The sequence below is a fragment of the Pseudoglutamicibacter cumminsii genome (assembly GCF_003143995.1).
GTDB lineage: Bacteria > Actinomycetota > Actinomycetes > Actinomycetales > Micrococcaceae > Pseudoglutamicibacter > Pseudoglutamicibacter cumminsii_B.
The window spans coordinates 132,376-149,255 of the sequence record NZ_QFWG01000005.1; the positions used below are offsets into that span (position 1 = coordinate 132,376).

Annotated in this window: 13 protein-coding genes and 1 tRNA gene; 13 read left to right on the forward strand and 1 reads right to left on the reverse strand. The window is 61.3% G+C overall.

Annotated features, from left to right (window positions below):
- Window positions 1-18: 18 nt before the first annotated feature.
- A complete protein-coding gene (locus CAY35_RS05475) occupies window positions 19-1,689 on the reverse strand; it encodes a dolichyl-phosphate-mannose--protein mannosyltransferase (RefSeq protein ID WP_109303668.1) in 1,671 nt (556 codons plus the stop codon).
- A 109-nt stretch (window positions 1,690-1,798) separates the two neighbouring features.
- Here CAY35_RS05475 and rsmI point away from each other — a divergent pair, with 109 nt between their 5' ends.
- The 13 genes from rsmI to CAY35_RS05540 all read left to right on the forward strand — a co-directional run.
- Window positions 1,799-2,644 (forward strand): 16S rRNA (cytidine(1402)-2'-O)-methyltransferase, encoded by an 846-nt coding sequence (rsmI, locus tag CAY35_RS05480; RefSeq protein WP_109303669.1) that lies wholly within the window; start codon window positions 1,799-1,801, stop codon window positions 2,642-2,644.
- Window positions 2,645-2,814: 170 nt separating this feature from the next.
- Entirely contained in the window at window positions 2,815-4,293 is a 1,479-nt protein-coding gene (locus CAY35_RS05485; protein ID WP_109303670.1) for an NAD-dependent succinate-semialdehyde dehydrogenase, read from the forward strand.
- A 146-nt stretch (window positions 4,294-4,439) separates the two neighbouring features.
- Window positions 4,440-5,405: a TatD family hydrolase gene (locus CAY35_RS05490; protein ID WP_109303671.1), complete on the forward strand. Its 966-nt coding sequence runs from the start codon at window positions 4,440-4,442 to the stop codon at window positions 5,403-5,405.
- A 226-nt stretch (window positions 5,406-5,631) separates the two neighbouring features.
- Window positions 5,632-6,801 carry a resuscitation-promoting factor gene (locus CAY35_RS05495; RefSeq protein ID WP_181377502.1) on the forward strand — a complete coding sequence of 390 codons (1,170 nt, stop codon included), beginning with the start codon at window positions 5,632-5,634 and terminating at the stop codon, window positions 6,799-6,801.
- 115 nt (window positions 6,802-6,916) lie between these two features.
- Window positions 6,917-7,819 carry a 16S rRNA (adenine(1518)-N(6)/adenine(1519)-N(6))-dimethyltransferase RsmA gene (rsmA, locus tag CAY35_RS05500; RefSeq protein WP_109303673.1) on the forward strand — a complete coding sequence of 301 codons (903 nt, stop codon included), beginning with the start codon at window positions 6,917-6,919 and terminating at the stop codon, window positions 7,817-7,819.
- The gene (locus tag CAY35_RS05505) at window positions 7,816-8,793 is read left to right on the forward strand and encodes a 4-(cytidine 5'-diphospho)-2-C-methyl-D-erythritol kinase (protein WP_109303674.1); all 978 of its coding nucleotides are present in this window, start codon (window positions 7,816-7,818) and stop codon (window positions 8,791-8,793) included. Before rsmA ends, CAY35_RS05505 begins: the two co-directional genes overlap by 4 nt.
- 56 nt (window positions 8,794-8,849) lie before the next feature.
- Complete coding sequence (locus CAY35_RS05510; protein ID WP_109303675.1) at window positions 8,850-10,697, forward strand: ABC-F family ATP-binding cassette domain-containing protein; 1,848 nt, start codon at window positions 8,850-8,852, stop codon at window positions 10,695-10,697.
- A complete protein-coding gene (locus tag CAY35_RS05515) occupies window positions 10,697-11,545 on the forward strand; it encodes a gamma-glutamyl-gamma-aminobutyrate hydrolase family protein (RefSeq protein WP_109303676.1) in 849 nt (282 codons plus the stop codon). The genes CAY35_RS05510 and CAY35_RS05515 overlap by 1 nt, the downstream gene beginning before the upstream one ends.
- Window positions 11,546-11,643: 98 nt before the next feature.
- A tRNA-Gln gene (locus tag CAY35_RS05520) sits at window positions 11,644-11,715 on the forward strand.
- Window positions 11,716-11,751: 36 nt separating this feature from the next.
- On the forward strand, window positions 11,752-13,227 hold the full coding sequence (glmU, locus tag CAY35_RS05525) for a bifunctional UDP-N-acetylglucosamine diphosphorylase/glucosamine-1-phosphate N-acetyltransferase GlmU (protein WP_109303677.1): 1,476 nt from the start codon (window positions 11,752-11,754) through the stop codon (window positions 13,225-13,227).
- An 87-nt stretch (window positions 13,228-13,314) separates the two neighbouring features.
- Window positions 13,315-14,295, forward strand: a complete 981-nt coding sequence (locus tag CAY35_RS05530) for a ribose-phosphate diphosphokinase (protein WP_101630237.1) — start codon at window positions 13,315-13,317, stop codon at window positions 14,293-14,295.
- A gap of 314 nt (window positions 14,296-14,609) precedes the next feature.
- Window positions 14,610-15,239 carry a 50S ribosomal protein L25/general stress protein Ctc gene (locus tag CAY35_RS05535; RefSeq protein WP_109303678.1) on the forward strand — a complete coding sequence of 210 codons (630 nt, stop codon included), beginning with the start codon at window positions 14,610-14,612 and terminating at the stop codon, window positions 15,237-15,239.
- Window positions 15,240-15,479: 240 nt separating this feature from the next.
- The coding region (locus CAY35_RS05540; RefSeq protein WP_219930450.1) for an alkaline phosphatase at window positions 15,480-16,880 on the forward strand (1,401 nt) is incomplete at its 3' end.

Here is a 16,880-nt window from a genome sequence, read left to right on the forward strand (position 1 = left end):
TCCGTGGAGTCTCGGGTTTTACGTCCAGCTTGGAAGCCAGATGCGCCACTGTATTTCTTCGCTGAAGAGTGTCTGCCCGGTGACGATCGGCAGGAAGAACGCTGAGACAAGCAGGATGATGAGCACGATGCCGGCGACGGCGGCCGTGCGGATCTTCGCTTGCCGCGGTGCTGTTCCCGCCGGTGGCGCGAGCATCCGTAGAGCGTAGACGACGGCGAGGATCCAGCTGAGCTGGAAGCCGGTTGTGTAGAAGAAGAACATGGTGCGTTCTGGGTAGAACAGCCATGGGATGTAGCCGGCCACCACCCCGGCGAGGATCATGAGGGCCGCCCAGTCGCGGCGTGCGAGGAACGCCCACAGCACGATCAGGATGCTGATGGTTCCGGCCCACCACAGGATCGGGTTGGGGAGATCGGTGACAACTTGGACGCAGTTGCGGCCGGTTTCGCATGGGACGCCATCGCGTTTGGTGGTGTCCCATTTGAAGAGGGTCGGGCGGCCTGCGACGAGCCACGTCCAGGGGTTTGAAGCCCATCCGTGGTCTTTGGTCAGCCCCGTGTGGAACGCGTAAGCCTTGCCGTGGTAGGTGATGAGGTCCGCGAGTGAGCCAGGGAAGATCTTGACCCAAGATGCGCCTTCGCGCGCCGCGAGCCCGTGCCCCCATGCACGCGGTTCCAGCATCCAAGGGATCCACGTGGCAAGGTAGGTGAGCGCCGCAACGGGTACAACACGGATGAACGCGGGGATGCCGTTGTGCAGGATTCCGCCCGTGAGCCAGCGTTCGATCCCAGCGGTGCGGCGGGCCTGGCAGTCCCACCACACGATCAGCAAGCCGAACACTGCGACGAACGTGATGCCGGACCATTTGACCGCGCACAGCGCGCCGAGCGAGATCCCGACCCCGAGCTGCCACGGGCGAGACCACAAGCGTGGCCCCATGCCGCCGTAAAGAGTTCCGTGACTGCCGGCTGCACTAGAAGCGCTACTGCCGCCGGCGAGCGCGTACGCGAGTTTGCGGCGTCCGTGATCGCGGTCGACGAGCACGAACCACGCCACGATCGTGATGAACATGAAGTAGAAGATGTCGAGGATGCCGGTCCTCGACAGCGCGATCTGTTGCCCGTCGAGGGCTACGAACAGGCCGGCCAGGCCACCCCACACAGCCGAGCGGAACAGGCGGGTTGCGGCCATCGTCGTGAATACTGCGGCGAGCGTTCCTGCGAAAGCCGCAGCGGCGCGCCAACCGAAACCGGAGTCAGTTCCGAAGATCGCCATACCGAGCGCCATGATCCACTTACCGAGCGGTGGGTGGACGACGTAGGAAGGGTTATCGTTCGGGGTCGCGGTGCCGTTGACGAAGGCGTCGTTGATGTCTTTAGGCCATTCGCGTTCGTAGCCGTAGTTCAGCAGCGAATACGCGTCTTTGACGTAGTAGGTTTCGTCGAAAATCAGCGAGGACGGGTGCGACAAGTTCCAGAACCGGACAACCGCGGCGACCACGCCAATCAGTAGCGGCAGCCACCAGCGGGCGTGTGAAACGACTGCGTTGAGCTTGCCTCCAGGCATTCCGGTGAGGCGGAGGAGCAACTCGTCAAGGCTCGGCTTCGATCGGGTCAACGCAGCACCCTGGTTGTTGCGGGCGTGCCGTTGCCGTTGAACAGTCGATGCGGTAGGCGCGGAAACAGTCACAGGCACACTCTACTGAACTGTGCTGAATTATGCGGCTGAAGGCTCTATTGAATTATGTGGCTGAAGGCTCTGTTGAGTAAGGCGTGAAATAGGTGGGTAGGCTGGTGGTGTGAGTGACGTAACTGGGCGCATCGAGATTGCTGGAACCCCCATCGGGAATATCGCGGATGCGAGCCCGAGGCTGGTTACGGCGTTAGAAGAGGCCGATGTGGTTGCGTGCGAAGACACGCGGACCACGGCGAAGCTGTTGCGGGCTTTAGGCATCAGGGCTCGCGGTGAGTTGGTTGCGTATCACGAACATAATGAGCGTTCGCGTGCCGAGGAGCTAGTTGATAAGGCTCGCCGCGGCGCTCACGTTGTGGTGGTGAGCGATGCAGGCATGCCTGGTATCTCTGACCCGGGCTACCGGATTGTTGCGCAGGCTGTGGTTGAGGATGTGCCTGTCACGGTGATTCCGGGACCGTCCGCTTTGATTTGTGCTCTGGCGGCCTCGGGGCTTCCCACTGACCGGTTCACGTTTGAAGGTTTCATGCCGCGGAAAGCATCGGAACGCACCTCTGTGATCCGGGCACTCAGCACCGAGACCCGCACCGTCGTGTTTTATGAGACCCCGCATCGGATCGAAGCGACGCTCGAGGCGCTCGCCGAAGGTTTGGGCGGTGACCGTCGTGCCGTGATTTCGCGTGAGATCACCAAAATGTATGAGGAGCATCGGCGCGGCACGCTCGATGAGCTGCTTGCGGGGGTCGTGGCGGATCCGCCGCGGGGCGAGATCGTGGTGGTGCTCGAAGGCGCTTCGGAACAGGTTGAAGCGAGCGTCGATGAGCTGGTTCCGGTGGTCTTGGAACGTGTCGCTGAAGGGGAGCGGCTCAAGGACGTATGTAAGTCGCTCGCGGAGGCCTATGGCGTCTCGCGCCGTGAACTGTATGACGCGGCGGTCAAAGCTCGCCCATAGGGTGAGCGTCCGTATTGATCCGGCGAAACATGCAACGAAATATGGCGCCGGACCAACGATCTGCGGACGAAATGCAACGTCGCTTTCTGGTGGAATAGTTCACATCACATATAAGTTGAGCTAAGTAGACCTCGATAACCGGTGTCGATAACCCGTAACAAAGGAGAGCCATGACTTCACAGCGCGAAGCCGAACTGCTGGAATCAGTCCCGAAGGGCTTGCTGATTAATGGTGAATGGCGTGATGCCTCCGATGGTGGCACGTTTGATGTTCTCGACCCTGCAACAGGCAAGGTGCTGGCTACGCTCGCCTCGGCTACGTCTGAGGATGCGATGGCTGCGTTGGATGCCGCCGATGCGGTTCAGGCCGAGTGGGCGCGCACCCCTGCCCGTGAGCGTTCCGAGATTCTGCGTCGCGGTTTCGAGCTCATTCAGGAGCGCGCCGAGGACTTCGCTCTGCTCATGACGCTGGAGATGGGTAAGCCTCTGAACGAGGCGATGGGCGAGGTCAAGTACGGCAACGAGTTCATGCGTTGGTTCTCTGAGGAAGCGGTTCGCCATAACGGCCGTTACAACGCAACGCCTGAGGGCAACATGAAGATGATCGTGCAGCACAAGCCGGTTGGTCCGTGCTTGCTGATCACGCCGTGGAACTTTCCGCTCGCTATGGCCACCCGCAAGGTTGCTCCTGCAGTGGCTGCTGGTTGCACGATGGTTCTGAAGCCAGCCAAGTTGACTCCACTGACTGCACAGCTGTTCGCGCAGGTCATGATGGAAGCTGGCCTCCCTGCGGGTGTCCTCAATGTTGTGGCAGGTCAGTCCGCATCGAAGATTTCTGGCCCGATCATGAAGGATCAGCGTCTGCGCAAGGTTTCCTTCACGGGCTCGACTCCTGTCGGCCGCCAGCTGCTCAAGGACGCTGCTGACAACGTTCTGCGTACGTCGATGGAGTTGGGCGGTAACGCTCCGTTCATCGTGTTCGATGACGCCGACATTGACGATGCGGTCGAAGGCGCTATGGCTGCGAAGATGCGCAACATGGGTGAAGCATGCACCGCGGCGAACCGTTTCTTGGTTCAGGATTCGGTTGCTGAGGAGTTCACCCGCAAGTTCGCGGAGAAGATGGCAGCACTCAAGCCGGGCCGCGGCACCGAAGAAGGCGTCAACGTTGGCCCGATTATCGAGGAGTCCGCACGTGAGGACATCCACGCGATCGTGACCAAGGCCGTTGAGCAGGGCGCCAAGGTAGCGACCGGCGGCGAGAAGGTTGAAGGCGACGGCTACTTCTACAAGCCGACCGTTTTGACGGACGTTCCGAACGACGCCCAGATTCTGCGTGAAGAGATCTTCGGCCCGGTTGCTCCGGTGACGACGTTCTCCACCGAGGACGAAGCGATCAAGCTCGCTAACGCTTCCGAATACGGCTTGGCCTCCTACATTTACTCTAAGGACTACAACCGCCTGATCCGCGTTGCTGATCAGATCGAGTTCGGCTTGGTCGGCTTCAACCAGGGTGTGATCTCCAACGCAGCGGCACCGTTCGGTGGCGTCAAGCAGTCCGGCCTCGGCCGCGAAGGTGGCGCTGAAGGTATCGAGGAGTACAGCACCGTTCAGTACATCGGTATCGCTGACCCGTACGCCAAGAAGTAAGACCTCTTATGTAAGTCGGTGACCAAGCTGGTCGCTGACAGAACGCGGTGGCCATCGCTGATGCGGTGGCCACCGCGTCGTTAATGACGCCGCATCCTCAAGCCCCTGTGCCATTAAGCCCCCTGCGCATCGATAAGGTTGTTGACATGTGTTCTGTGATTCCTGGTGAAACTCCACGCTTATACGTCCCCGAAGCCCATGAGGGGCTCGGTGATGACAGCGGGCGCAAGCGCGCGGCCGTGAACGAACAGGGTTCTCGCCGTAAGTTGGAGTATCCACCGGCGCCGGAGCCGCTGCCGGTACCTGTGATCGATAATCACACGCACATGGATTTTCATGATGGCGATGTCGCGTTGTCTGTAACCCAGCACATGGACGTTGCCGAGCAGGTCGGCATTTCCGGTGCGATCCAGGTGGGGACCGACGTTGAGTCTTCGCGTTGGTCTGTTGCGGCGGCGGAGGCAGACCGTCGGGTGCTTGCCGCTGTTGCTTTGCATCCGAACGATGCGGCGCGCGCCTCCGCTGAAGGCACGCTTGATGATGACTTGTCAGTCATTGAACAGTTGGCCGCGCATCCGCGAGTTCGCGCGATCGGGGAGACCGGCCTGGATTACTTCCGGACCACGGAGGACGGCTGGGCTGGCCAGCATGAGTCGTTCCGCCGGCACCTTGATATTGCGCGGCGGTTGAACTTGCCGGTTCAGATCCACGACCGTGATGCGCACGAGGACACGGTCCGGATCCTGGAGGAAGAGAACTTCGACGGCACGGTCGTCTTCCACTGCTTCTCTGGCCCGGTTTCGATGGCGCAGAAGGCTCGCGAGAAGGGCTGGTACGTTTCTTTCGGCGGGACAGCGACCTTCAAGAACAACCATGAGTTGCGCGAAGCGATCATCGCTGCCGGTCCGCAGCTTCTGATGGCCGAAACGGACGCACCGTTTTTGACGGCTCACCCGTTCCGTGGGCGACCGAACGCTCCGTACATGACCCCGTACGCTGTTCGCTATGTCGCGGAGATGTTCGGGTGGGATCTAGATGAGTTTTGCCACATTCTCACTGAGAACAGCGAGCGCGTTTACGGTGATTTTGACGCGGGTTTCACGCAATTTTGACTACGGAGCGCGTCTGGCCTGGACCGGGTGGAACGCTTTTCTCAGGCATCTGGAGTAGCTCTTAGATAACGATTAGGTTACGATTGTTATCGCATCGTGATCTTCGGCGTTGTGCAGACATGCATTTTCTTCCCCAAACGCCACATCATCAGAGACATCTGAGGGTGGACACGCATGCCAAGAAATGTCCCCGAACACAATGCCCTTTGTAGGCATGAGGTTTTTCGTGAACAAGAAGATGAAACGCGGCTTGATCATCGGCGGCCAGGCGACTGTAGCTTCGGCGCTGGTCCTGGGCACCGTTGGATTCGTAGCAAATAACAAGTCGATTGAGGTAGTCGTCGACGGGGAATCCCAGAACGTCCGTACCTTTGGTGGAAAGGTTGAGGACGCCCTTCGCGCCGGCGACATCAACGTCGGTAAGCACGACAAAGTAACGCCCGCGATCGATTCCGATATCGCTAACGGCGACACCGTCCACGTCTTGACCGCACACGAGGTCAACTACACCGTTGACGGCGAAGACAAGACCGTCATGACCACAGCTCGTACGGTGGACGAGCTGGTTGACGAACTCAAGCTTGAAGATGGCTCGGACATCAACCTCGATGGCGATGTTCAGCTTGCAAGCGCCGAGACCTTGACTGTGCTGACCCCTAAGGAAGTCAAGCTGGATCTCGCGGGCAAGAAGTCGACCCTCACGACTACCGCACTCGACGTTGACGCAGTCCTGGAAGAAAAGGGCGTCAAAGTTGGCAAGGATGATGAAGTGAAGCCGGCACGCAACACCGTTGTGTCCGAGGGCATCACCATCACCTACAACAAGATCGAGAAGAAGAAGGAAACGAAGACGGAGAAGATCGCGTTCGAAACCAAGCGCGAAAACGACTCCTCGCTTCCGAAGGGTCAGACCAAGACCGTCAAGGCTGGTAAGTCCGGTGAACGCAAGGTCGTGACCGAGACCGTGCTCCGTAACGGCAAGAAGGTCTCCTCCAAGAAGGTTTCCGACGAGGTGACCCGCGAACCAGTTGATGCGCTCGTCAAGGTCGGCACCAAGAAGGCCGAAACCAAGTCGGCTTCGTCCTCGTTGTCCTCCTCGTCTTCGAGCTCCGGTTCGAAGTCCAAGGCTAAGGCCCCAACGGGCAACATCTCCGCGACCTGGCAGGCACTCGCTCAGTGCGAGTCCGGTGGTAACTGGTCCATCAACACCGGTAACGGCTACTACGGCGGCCTGCAGTTCTCGGCTTCGTCCTGGCGTGCAGCCGGCGGCACCAAGTACGCTCCGCTGCCTCACCAGGCAACCCCTGCAGAGCAGATCGCTACCGCAGAGAAGCTGCGCGCTAACGGTGGCTGGGGTCACTGGCCAGCATGCTCGGCACGCCTCGGCCTGCGCTAAGCCATAAAAGCTCAGCCGTAAAAAGCTAAGTAAATACAGTTCAAGCCCACGATGCAGCGGAACCCAACCGCGGCGTCGTGGGCTTGATCTGTTGTGGGACATTAGGATGAAGGGGATGACTCACGTATCTGAAACCCCGGCTTCGGCTCCGCTTTTGGGGGCGGCTCATATTCGCGCGCTCGCTGAAGAGCTTGATGTGACCCCGACTAAGACGCTGGGGCAGAACTTCGTGATCGATGGAAACACGATCCGTAGGATCGTCGCCGCGGCTGACTTGGCTGGCGATGAGACGGTTCTGGAGGTGGGGCCGGGGCTTGGGTCGCTGACGTTGGGGATCCTCGATGCGGCTGAGCGAGTGATCGCGGTCGAGATCGACCCACGTTTGGCGGGGCGGCTTCCGCGCACGGTTGAGGAATGGCGGCCGGAGACACACCAGAACCTCACGGTCATCAACGAGGACGCGCTCAAGGTCACCGAGCTCCCTGCCGCGCCCGATGCGCTGGTTGCGAACCTCCCGTATAACGTCGCGGTCCCGGTGGTGCTGCATCTTCTGGCGCAGTTTGAGAGCATCCGTTCCGGCCTGGTTATGGTGCAAGACGAGGTGGCTGACCGTTTGGCTGCTCGGCCAGGGAACAAGCTGTACGGGGTGCCTTCGGTCAAGGGCACGTGGTACGGCACGATGACGAAGGCCGGTGTCATCGGGATGAACGTTTTCTGGCCTGCACCCAAGATCCGTTCGGGGCTGGTTGCGTTTCAGCGCGGGCCTGAGCGCGGCGATGAAGCGCTGCGGGAGGCGACGTTCGCGGTGATCGATGCGGCGTTCGCTCAGCGGCGTAAGACGTTGCGCGCGGCTCTCGCTGGGTGGGCAGGTTCCGCTGCCGCCGCGGAGGAATACTTGCGTGCCGCGGGGGTGGACCCGCAACTTCGCGGCGAGAAGCTCGAGATCGAACAGTTCATCGCGATCGCCCGCGCGCGAGCCGGTGCTACAGATGGCGCGGCAGAGGATGGTGCGGAATGAGCGTTCCGTTGCTTGAAGAACAATCGGGTTTTGCTCGCTCTGTCACGGCTCGAGCCCCGGGCAAGATCAACGTCAGCTTTGAATGCGGCGACCCGCGCGAAGATGGCTTCCACCCGGTAGCGACGCTGTATCTCGCGGTCGGGCTGGATGAGCAAGTCACGGCACTGTACCGCGCGGACGGCGAGATCACCGCGGAACTAGATGACGCATCGACCATTGCGGTGGACCGCGAAACGTTCCCGGTGGGTGCAGACAACCTCGCTGTCAAAGCCGCGCTCGCGTTGCGTGAGGCGACCGGCGTGAAAGCAGGCGCTGACCTGCGGATCCTCAAACGCGTTCCGGTCGCCGGCGGGATGGGCGGCGGCTCAGCCGATGCGGCGGCAGCGCTCGTGGCCTGCAACGCGTTGTGGGAAACACACTTGACGCGACAAGACCTCGCTTCGATCGCGGCGCGGCTCGGTTCCGACGTCCCGTTCGCGCTGTATGGGGGAGCGGCCGTCGGTTTGGGGCGCGGCGAGGACCTCGCCCCGGTTCCGTTGCGTTCGGAGTCCCATTGGGTTTTGATCCCGGCTTCTTATGGGCTTTCGACGCCCAAGGTTTACGGGGAGCTCGACCGCCAACGTGCACGAGCTGGCCTGAGCTTTCCGGCACCCAAGGAAGTTTCGCCTGAGGTTCTGCACGCGCTGCTCGAAGGGGATCCGCATAAGCTCGCGGCCTCGGTCCATAACGACCTCACGCCGGCGAGCATCGCCCTCGCACCGGAGCTCGCGCACGTGATTGAACGGGCGGAAGACGCCGGCGCGCTCAAAGCTATCGTTTCGGGCTCCGGGCCAACACTCGCGTGCATCGCGCGTTCGTCCGCCCACGCCGAACGGATCTCAATGCAGGTGCGTGACGAACTCGACGTACAAACGATCGTGGTGAGCGCCCCCGCGGCAGGCGCATCCATCGTCCCGCACAGCGGCAGTTTCTAGGGGCCTGGCCTCCCACCGCTCACTCAACCAACCATTCAGAAGGAAACCCCACACAGATGTCCCACCTCTTAGGTGCTGAATCGATCTCCATCACGTTCGGTACCCGCACCGTGCTTGAAGACGTAACGCTCGGCATCGACGAAGGCGACCGCATCGGCATTGTGGGTCGTAACGGCGACGGCAAGTCAACGCTCATGAAGCTTCTGGCGCAGCGCATGCAGCCGGACACGGGCCGTGTAACGCATCGCCGTGACCTGCGGGTTGGGTACCTCGACCAATCCGATGTGCTGGACCCAGAGCTGAGTGTTCTGCAGGCGATTGTGGGCGACGTCCCCGAACACGAGTGGGCCGCCGACCCTCGCATCCGCGACATCATGGACGGCCTCACCGAAGGCATCGACCTGCACAAGAAGGTCGGTGAGCTTTCGGGCGGGCAGCGCCGCCGTACCGCGCTCGCGAAGCTTTTGGTGGCGGACTGGGACGTCATCATGCTCGACGAGCCGACCAACCACCTCGACGTTGAAGGTGTCGCGTGGCTTGCCCAGCACCTCAACCAGCGTTGGCGCGCCAACGAGAACGCGTTCCTCGTGGTCACGCACGACCGCTGGTTCTTGGACGCCGTGTGCACCATGACGTGGGAAGTGCACGATGCGGTGGTCGATGCTTTCGATGGCGGTTACGCCGCGTACGTGCTGGCTCGCGCGGAACGCGACCGCGCGGCTGCGGTCAAGGAAAGCAAGCGGCAGCAGCTGGTCAAGAAGGAGCTCGCGTGGCTTCGCCGCGGCGCGCCGGCACGCACATCGAAGCCGAAGTTCCGCATCCAGGCCGCTAACGCGATCATCGAGGACGTTCCGGCCCCGCGCGAGAGCCTCGAACTTAAGAAGATGGCGATGGCGCGGCAGGGTAAAGACGTCATCGACGCCGAAAACCTCACCTACACGTTGCCGAACGGCCGCACGTTGTTCGACAACATCACGTGGCGGCTCGCACCGGGCGAACGCGTGGGGCTCGTGGGCGTCAACGGTGCGGGCAAGTCAACGCTCATGCGGCTCTTGGACGGGCAGATCGAGCCGAGCGACGGACGCGTCAAGCGCGGCAAGACCGTGGTTTCGGCGATCTTGTCGCAGGAAGTCAAAGAGCTCGATGAGCTCGCAGACACCCGGGTTGTGGACGTCATCAAGGCTGAAGGCAGCCAGTTCGTTGCGGGTGGCCGCGAAGTTTCTGCAGGCCAGTTGCTCGAACAGGTCGGGTTCAACTCGCACAAGCAGTACACGCCGGTGCGTGATCTGTCCGGCGGCGAGAAGCGACGCCTCCAGCTCTTGCGGCTCATGGTCGGCGAACCCAACGTGCTGATGCTCGACGAGCCGACCAACGACCTCGATACCGACACGCTCGCCGCGATCGAAGACCTCCTCGACACGTGGGCCGGAACGCTCATCGTGGTTTCCCACGACCGCTATCTCTTGGAGCGCGTCACCGACCATCAGATGGCGTTGCTCGGCGACGGCAAGATCCGCGACCTCCCAGGCGGCGTCGACCAATACCTGCAGCTGCGGGAGCAAGCGCTGCAGGCCGATGGGGTACAGTCCGTTGCAGGCCAGGCCGGGGGTGCAGATTCGGGGGCCACCGCATCGTCGGCTGAAGCTGGCACCGGAGCAGAGCCGAACGGGCCGACCTATTCCGCGGCAGAACAGCGCGAAGCCCGTAAAAACATGCAACGCTACGAACGCCAGCTCGAACGCGCAGAAAAGGCGCTCGCCGAGGCCGAGGCGAAACTCGTTGCGGCCACCGAAGCCGGGGATTTCGATGCGGTCACTCAGCTGACCCAGGAAGCCAGCGAGGCGCGGGATCACCGGGACGAGCTCGAGATGGCGTGGCTCGAAGAATCCGAGAAGGTCGACTGATGCAGAAGCAAACGGGAGTAGCTGAGGCCGCAACATCGGCCCCGAACGCATCGCCGCACACATCGGAATCCAAAACATCCGAGTACCGGCCGCGGCGCATCGCGCTGTCCTATGTCATGGACGCGGTCAACGTTCCCCAGGAGTATGCGGACGAGCTCCACGGACTCGCCGCTAACACGGGGCGTTCGATCGTTGAGGTCAGCGGGGTTGAAGTCGGTCGGGTTGAAGTCGGCGGGCACGTGCAGCCGTGGTTTATCGATGCCCTCCGGCCCGGCCGTAGCGCTCGCGAGGTTGTGGCCGGCGCCGACGCGGTCGTGATCCTGGGCGGTGCTGACATGCACCCAAGGTTTTACGAACTCGAACGTGAGCGTTGGCGCGATGTCGACCTTGCCGGTGTGAGCGCGAGCGCCGATGAGTTCGAGATCGCCCTGGTCCACGAAACCTTGGCCGCCCGCAAACCGCTACTGGGCATCTGCCGTGGCTTACAGATCATCAACGTGGCGCTCGGCGGAACGCTCATCCCCGACATCGGCCGCCTCACGATCCACAAGTCAGAACCCGATGGCGACGGCTGGGCCGACCACAGCGTGAGCCTCGCGGCTGGAAGCGCGATCGAAAGCATCTACGGGACGCGCCAGATCACGGTCAGGTCCGCACACCACCAAGCTGTCGATGTGCTCGCCGAGGGCCTCGTGCCCGTCGCGACCGCACCGGATGGGCTCATCGAAGCGGCGGAACACCCCGAACATCCCGCGATGCTCGCCGTCCAGTGGCACCCGGAAGACCTCTACGGTGACAAAACTCACCTCGACGCCCTCATGAGCTGGTTCCTACGCCAGATACCGTGACGCCCAGATAGACGTTCATGAGACATCCGGTTAAGAAAACAAGGCGCGACGTGGCACAATGGGGAACGGCCTGAACAGTTTTAGCTGCGTCAGGTTGGTCCGCCATGGTGTAACGGCAGCACGCCAGCCTTTGGAGCTGTGTGGTCTAGGTTCGAATCCTAGTGGCGGAGCGGTAGTGGCAGGACAGTGGAAGGAAACATAGCCAGGTGTCCAGCGAAAACGTCCATCCGGCAGCAGTGATCGTTCTAGCCGCAGGCGCTGGAACGCGTATGAAATCCTCTACGCCGAAAATCCTCCACACGCTCGGCGGCCGTTCGATGGTCGGCCACGCGCTCGACACCGCGCACGCGCTCGAACCGGACCGCCTCGTCGTCGTTGTCCGCCACCAGCGTGACCGCGTCGCTTCCCACGTTCTTGACCACGCACCTGACGTGAGCATCGTCGACCAGGACGAGATCCCAGGCACCGGCCGCGCCGTCCAGGTTGGCCTTGAAGCGATGGACGACCTCACCGAAGGCACCGTGCTCGTAACCTACGGCGACGTTCCGCTGTTGACCCCGGAGCTTCTGACCGAACTCATTGAGCGCCACGATTCCGAAGGCAACGCGGCGACCGTCCTGACCGCAACCATCGACGATCCAACAGGTTACGGACGCATCGTGCGTGATGAGAACGGCGACGTCGCGGGCATCGTCGAACACAAGGACGCGACCGACGAGCAACGGCTCATCAACGAGGTCAACTCCGGCATCTACGCGTTCTCGGCGAACGAACTGCGTTCCGCGCTGTCCCGCGTATCAACCGATAACGCGCAAGGCGAGATGTATCTGACCGATGTGCTCGGCATCATGCGTGAAGACGGCCACCGCATCTCCGCGGCCGTGACCACCGACCAGTGGCAGGTTGAAGGCGCAAACGACCGCGTCCAGCTTTCCGCGCTCGGGCGTGAACTCAACCGCCGCATCACCGAAAAGTGGATGCGCGAAGGTGTGACGATCCAGGATCCGGAAACTACGTGGATCGACGTCGACGTCGCTTTGTCCCAGGACGTGACCTTGCTGCCGAACGTTCAGCTCGTTGGCCGGACCTCGGTGGGCCAGGGCTCGGTGATCGGCCCAGACACTACGCTGCGTGACACCCACGTCGGGCAGAACGCAACCGTCAAGCGCACCGACGCAACCGAATCCCGCATCGGCTCCGGCTCGACTGTTGGGCCGTTCAGTCACCTCCGCAAAGACACCGTGCTCGGCGAAGACGGCAAGATCGGCGCGTTCTACGAAACGAAGAACGTCCAGATCGGTGACCGCACCAAGCTGTCCCACCTCGGCTACTCGGGTGACGCGATCATCGGTGAAGACTCCAACATCGGCTGCGGCAACATCACCTCTAACTACGATGGCGTTAACAAGCACAAGACCGTGATCGGTTCGCACGTTCGCACCGGCGCATCTACCGTGTTCATCGCTCCGGTAGAGATCGGTGACGGTGCCTATACCGGCGCCGGCGCTGTGGTTCGTAAGGACGTGCCGGCAGGTGCCCTCGTGATCTCGGAAGCCCCGCAGGTCAATAAGGAAGGCTGGGTTGAAGCGAAACGGTCCGGAACCCCCGCCGCTGTTGCGGCGGCATTGAGCTCAAACAAGCCAGCAGATCAAGCGACGCCAGCAGAAGGCGACAAGAACTAGACCTTTCTGCGGCGGGCTACTCCGATTCGGCGCAGAGATATAAGCTCCACTTAACACCCCATCTTCGAGGAGAACGGACAGCCTGCAATGTCTGAACTGAGCTACAACGTAGACAAGAAACTGGTTTTGGCTTCCGGCCGTGCCCACCCAGAGCTGGCACAGCAGATCGCCGACGAGCTCGAAACTGAACTCGCGCCGGTTTCTGCGTACGACTTCGCCAACGGCGAGATCTATGTACGCCCGGGGGATTCCGTTCGCGGTAAAGAATGCTTCGTGATCCAGTCGCATCCGTTCCCGATGAACAACTGGCTCATGGAACAGCTCATCATGATCGATGCGCTCAAGCGTGCTTCCGCCCGCCGCATCACCGTGGTCTCGCCGTTCTACCCATACGCGCGCCAGGACAAGAAGGGACGCGGCCGCGAGCCGATCACCGCTCGCCTCGTAGCAGACCTCTACAAGACGGCGGGTGCTGACCGCATCATGTCCGTGGACCTGCACACCTCGCAGATCCAGGGCTTCTTCGACGGACCGGTCGACCACCTCATGGCGATCCCGTTGCTCGCCGACTACATCCGCACCCGCGTAGGCAATGAGCCGCTCACGATCGTCTCCCCAGACACCGGCCGCGTCCGCGTCGCCGAAATGTGGGCTGAGCGTCTCGGCCACGCGCCGCTCGCGTTCGTCCACAAGACCCGCGACCTCACGGTTCCGAACAAGGCAGAGTCCAAGACCGTGGTCGGTGACGTCAAGGACCGCGTCTGCATCCTCATCGACGACATGATCGACACCGGCGGCACCATCTCCGGCGCTGTTTCCGTGCTCAAGAACGCAGGTGCTAAGGACGTCATCATCGCGGCGACCCACCCGGTCTTTTCCGACCCAGCCGCTCAGCGCCTGAGCGAATCCGGCGCACGCGAAGTGGTTGTCACGAACACGTTGCCAGTCCCAGCATCGAAGCACTTCCACAACCTGACCGTGCTCTCGATCGCTCCGCTTCTGGCGCGCGCGATCAAGGAAGTCTTCGAAGACGGCTCCGTCACGAGCCTCTTCGACGGCCGCGCGTAAGCGTTTCATTCAGGCCTCAGCCAAGTGCCCCTCCACGTTCCGATGTGACGGGGCACTTGCGTTTAAGAGCACAGTGAAAGCTCTGGTAGACTAGGGGAGTTGCCCAGGCGAGGGGAACCCCTGTTCCCGTGATCGACGAGGCCTTCTGGATTTACCGGCTGGATGCGTTCTGCACAGCCGAAGGTGAGCTTAGAAGCCACGACGAGCCCCCAGGGCGAAGACCAGCCAACACCACCGCAAGCGTGTGCACACTGCAAACGCTGAGCGGAGACTCAGACGGTGTGGCGTCATCGACCAATAGGAGAAGAGCTCTCATGCAGAAATTCGAAACCATTGACGTAGAGGTCCGCGAAGACTTCGGTAAGGGTTCCGCACGCCGCGCACGCCGCGACGGCCAGATCCCAGCAGTTGTTTACGGCCACGGCACCGAGCCAGAGCACCTGCTGCTCCCAGCTCACCAGACCACCCTGGCTGTTCGTCAGGCGAACGCTATTCTTTCCCTCAAGGTTGCAGGCGACGAGCGCCTCGTCATGGTGAAGGACATCCAGCGCCACCCACTGCGTCAGACTGTTGACCACCTCGACCTGCTGATCGTTAAGCGCGGCGAGAAGGTCTCCGTTAACGTTTACCTTGACTACCAGGGCGAGGTTGCTCCAGGCCTGGCTGCTTCCCTCGACATCCAGGAAGTCGCTGTCCTGGCTGACGCTCTCAACATTCCAGACACCCTCGTTGTGAACCTTGAGGGCCGCGAAGAAGGTTCCGTCCTGGCTACCGATATCGAGCTGCCGGAAGGCATCGAGCTCGAGATCGAAGAAGACACCGTTATCGCGACCGTTGAAGAGCCACAGGAAATCGAGCTCCCAGAGGACGAGGAGACCGAGGAAGCAGGCGAAGAGGCTGCCGCGGCTCCAGCAGAAGAGAAGTCCGAGGAGGACTCCGAGTAATCCCCGCGGATTCATTGCATTTTCGGAGGGCCGCCACATACGTGGCGGCCCTCCGCCGTTTAAGCGGACGGCAAGCTGTGGCCAACTCTTAGCTACTGCCCAGCAACTTCATAAGATTCTTCTTCATCCGTTCACGGTTCCTTTAGATGCGGGTTAGTTCGAGGGTCAGCTGAGGTTTACCTCACTTCCTATGCTCAGAGCTGTTGGTCAAAATCACGCCAAAAGAAACGGATTACCGCAGTGAAAGCAGTTCGCACCCCTGTGATTGCGACGGCCGCAGCTGGCCTCGCACTTGCATCGTTCGCCACCGCTGTGCCAGCTAACGCTGAGCCAAAGGTCGACGGCCCGAAGAACGTTATCGTCCTCATCGGTGACGGCATGGGCTACAGCCACATCGATAACTACAACGCCTTCACCAAGAACGAGGTGCACTGGCAGGTAGAGAAGGGCCCAGACAAGAAGGTCATGCCATACGGCGGCAACACCAAGCCTAAGGAAGGCTGGCAGACCTGGGATCACACCGGTATGTCGACCCACTGGGTAGACGGCCCTGTCTACGACACCGCAGAAGCATGGACTGACTTCAACTGGGTCAAGAACAAGCCAACTGACTCGGCTGCGGCAGGTACCGCAATGGCTACCGGCGTCAAGACCTACAACGCAGGTATCGGCGTTGACCCGAACAAGAAGGTCGTAGAGAACCTCAGTGAGCGCGCTAAGTCCCTCGGCAAGTCCGCAGGCGTGGTTTCCAGCGTTCCGTTCTCCCACGCCACCCCAGCTGCGTATTCCGCGCACAACGAACGCCGCCAGGACTACCACGGCATCGCCAAGGAACAGGTAGAGGGCGACATGGACGTCGTGATGGGTGCCGGTCACCCATACTTCGACGACAACAACAAGAAGCTCGCTACGCCGAACTACAAGTACATCGCCGCAGAAGAATACGAGAAGCTCGCAGGCGGACATACCGACTACGCGTTCATCGAGGACAACGAAAGCTTCCGCAAGCTCACCGAGAGCGGGACCCCATCCCGTGTGTTCGGCATCGCTCAGGTTGGAAACACCCTCCAGCAGAGCCGCGCAGCGGGTGCAGCAAAGAACGACGTTATCGATCTGCGCACCATGACCGAGGGTGCACTCAACGTCCTCGATAACAACGACAAGGGCTTCTTCCTCATGGTTGAAGGCGGCGCTATCGACTGGGCCGGCCACGCAAACCAGACCGAGCGCGACGTCGAAGAGGTCGAAGACTTCGACAAGGCAGTCGAGGCTGTCATCGAATGGGTTGAAAAGAACTCCAGCTGGGACGAAACCCTCGTCATGGTGACTGCAGACCACGAAACCGGCTACCTCTCGGGTGCACCAGCAGGTGATTTCGCTCCGATGATCCCACAGGGCGGCGACAACGCTGTAGCTCAGCGCAGCGCTCAGGCTACACCAGCGCAGGCAGCAAACAAGTACGCATCGCTCAGCTGGAACAGCGGCGACCACACCAACCAGCTCGTGCCGATCTTCTTCAAGGGCGCCAACGCAGCTGACGTGAAGGCACTCGCAACCAAAACTGACACCGTTCGCGGCGCCTACATGGACAACACCGACGTAGCTCAGTGGCTGCTGAACACCGCATGGGTTGCGAACGAA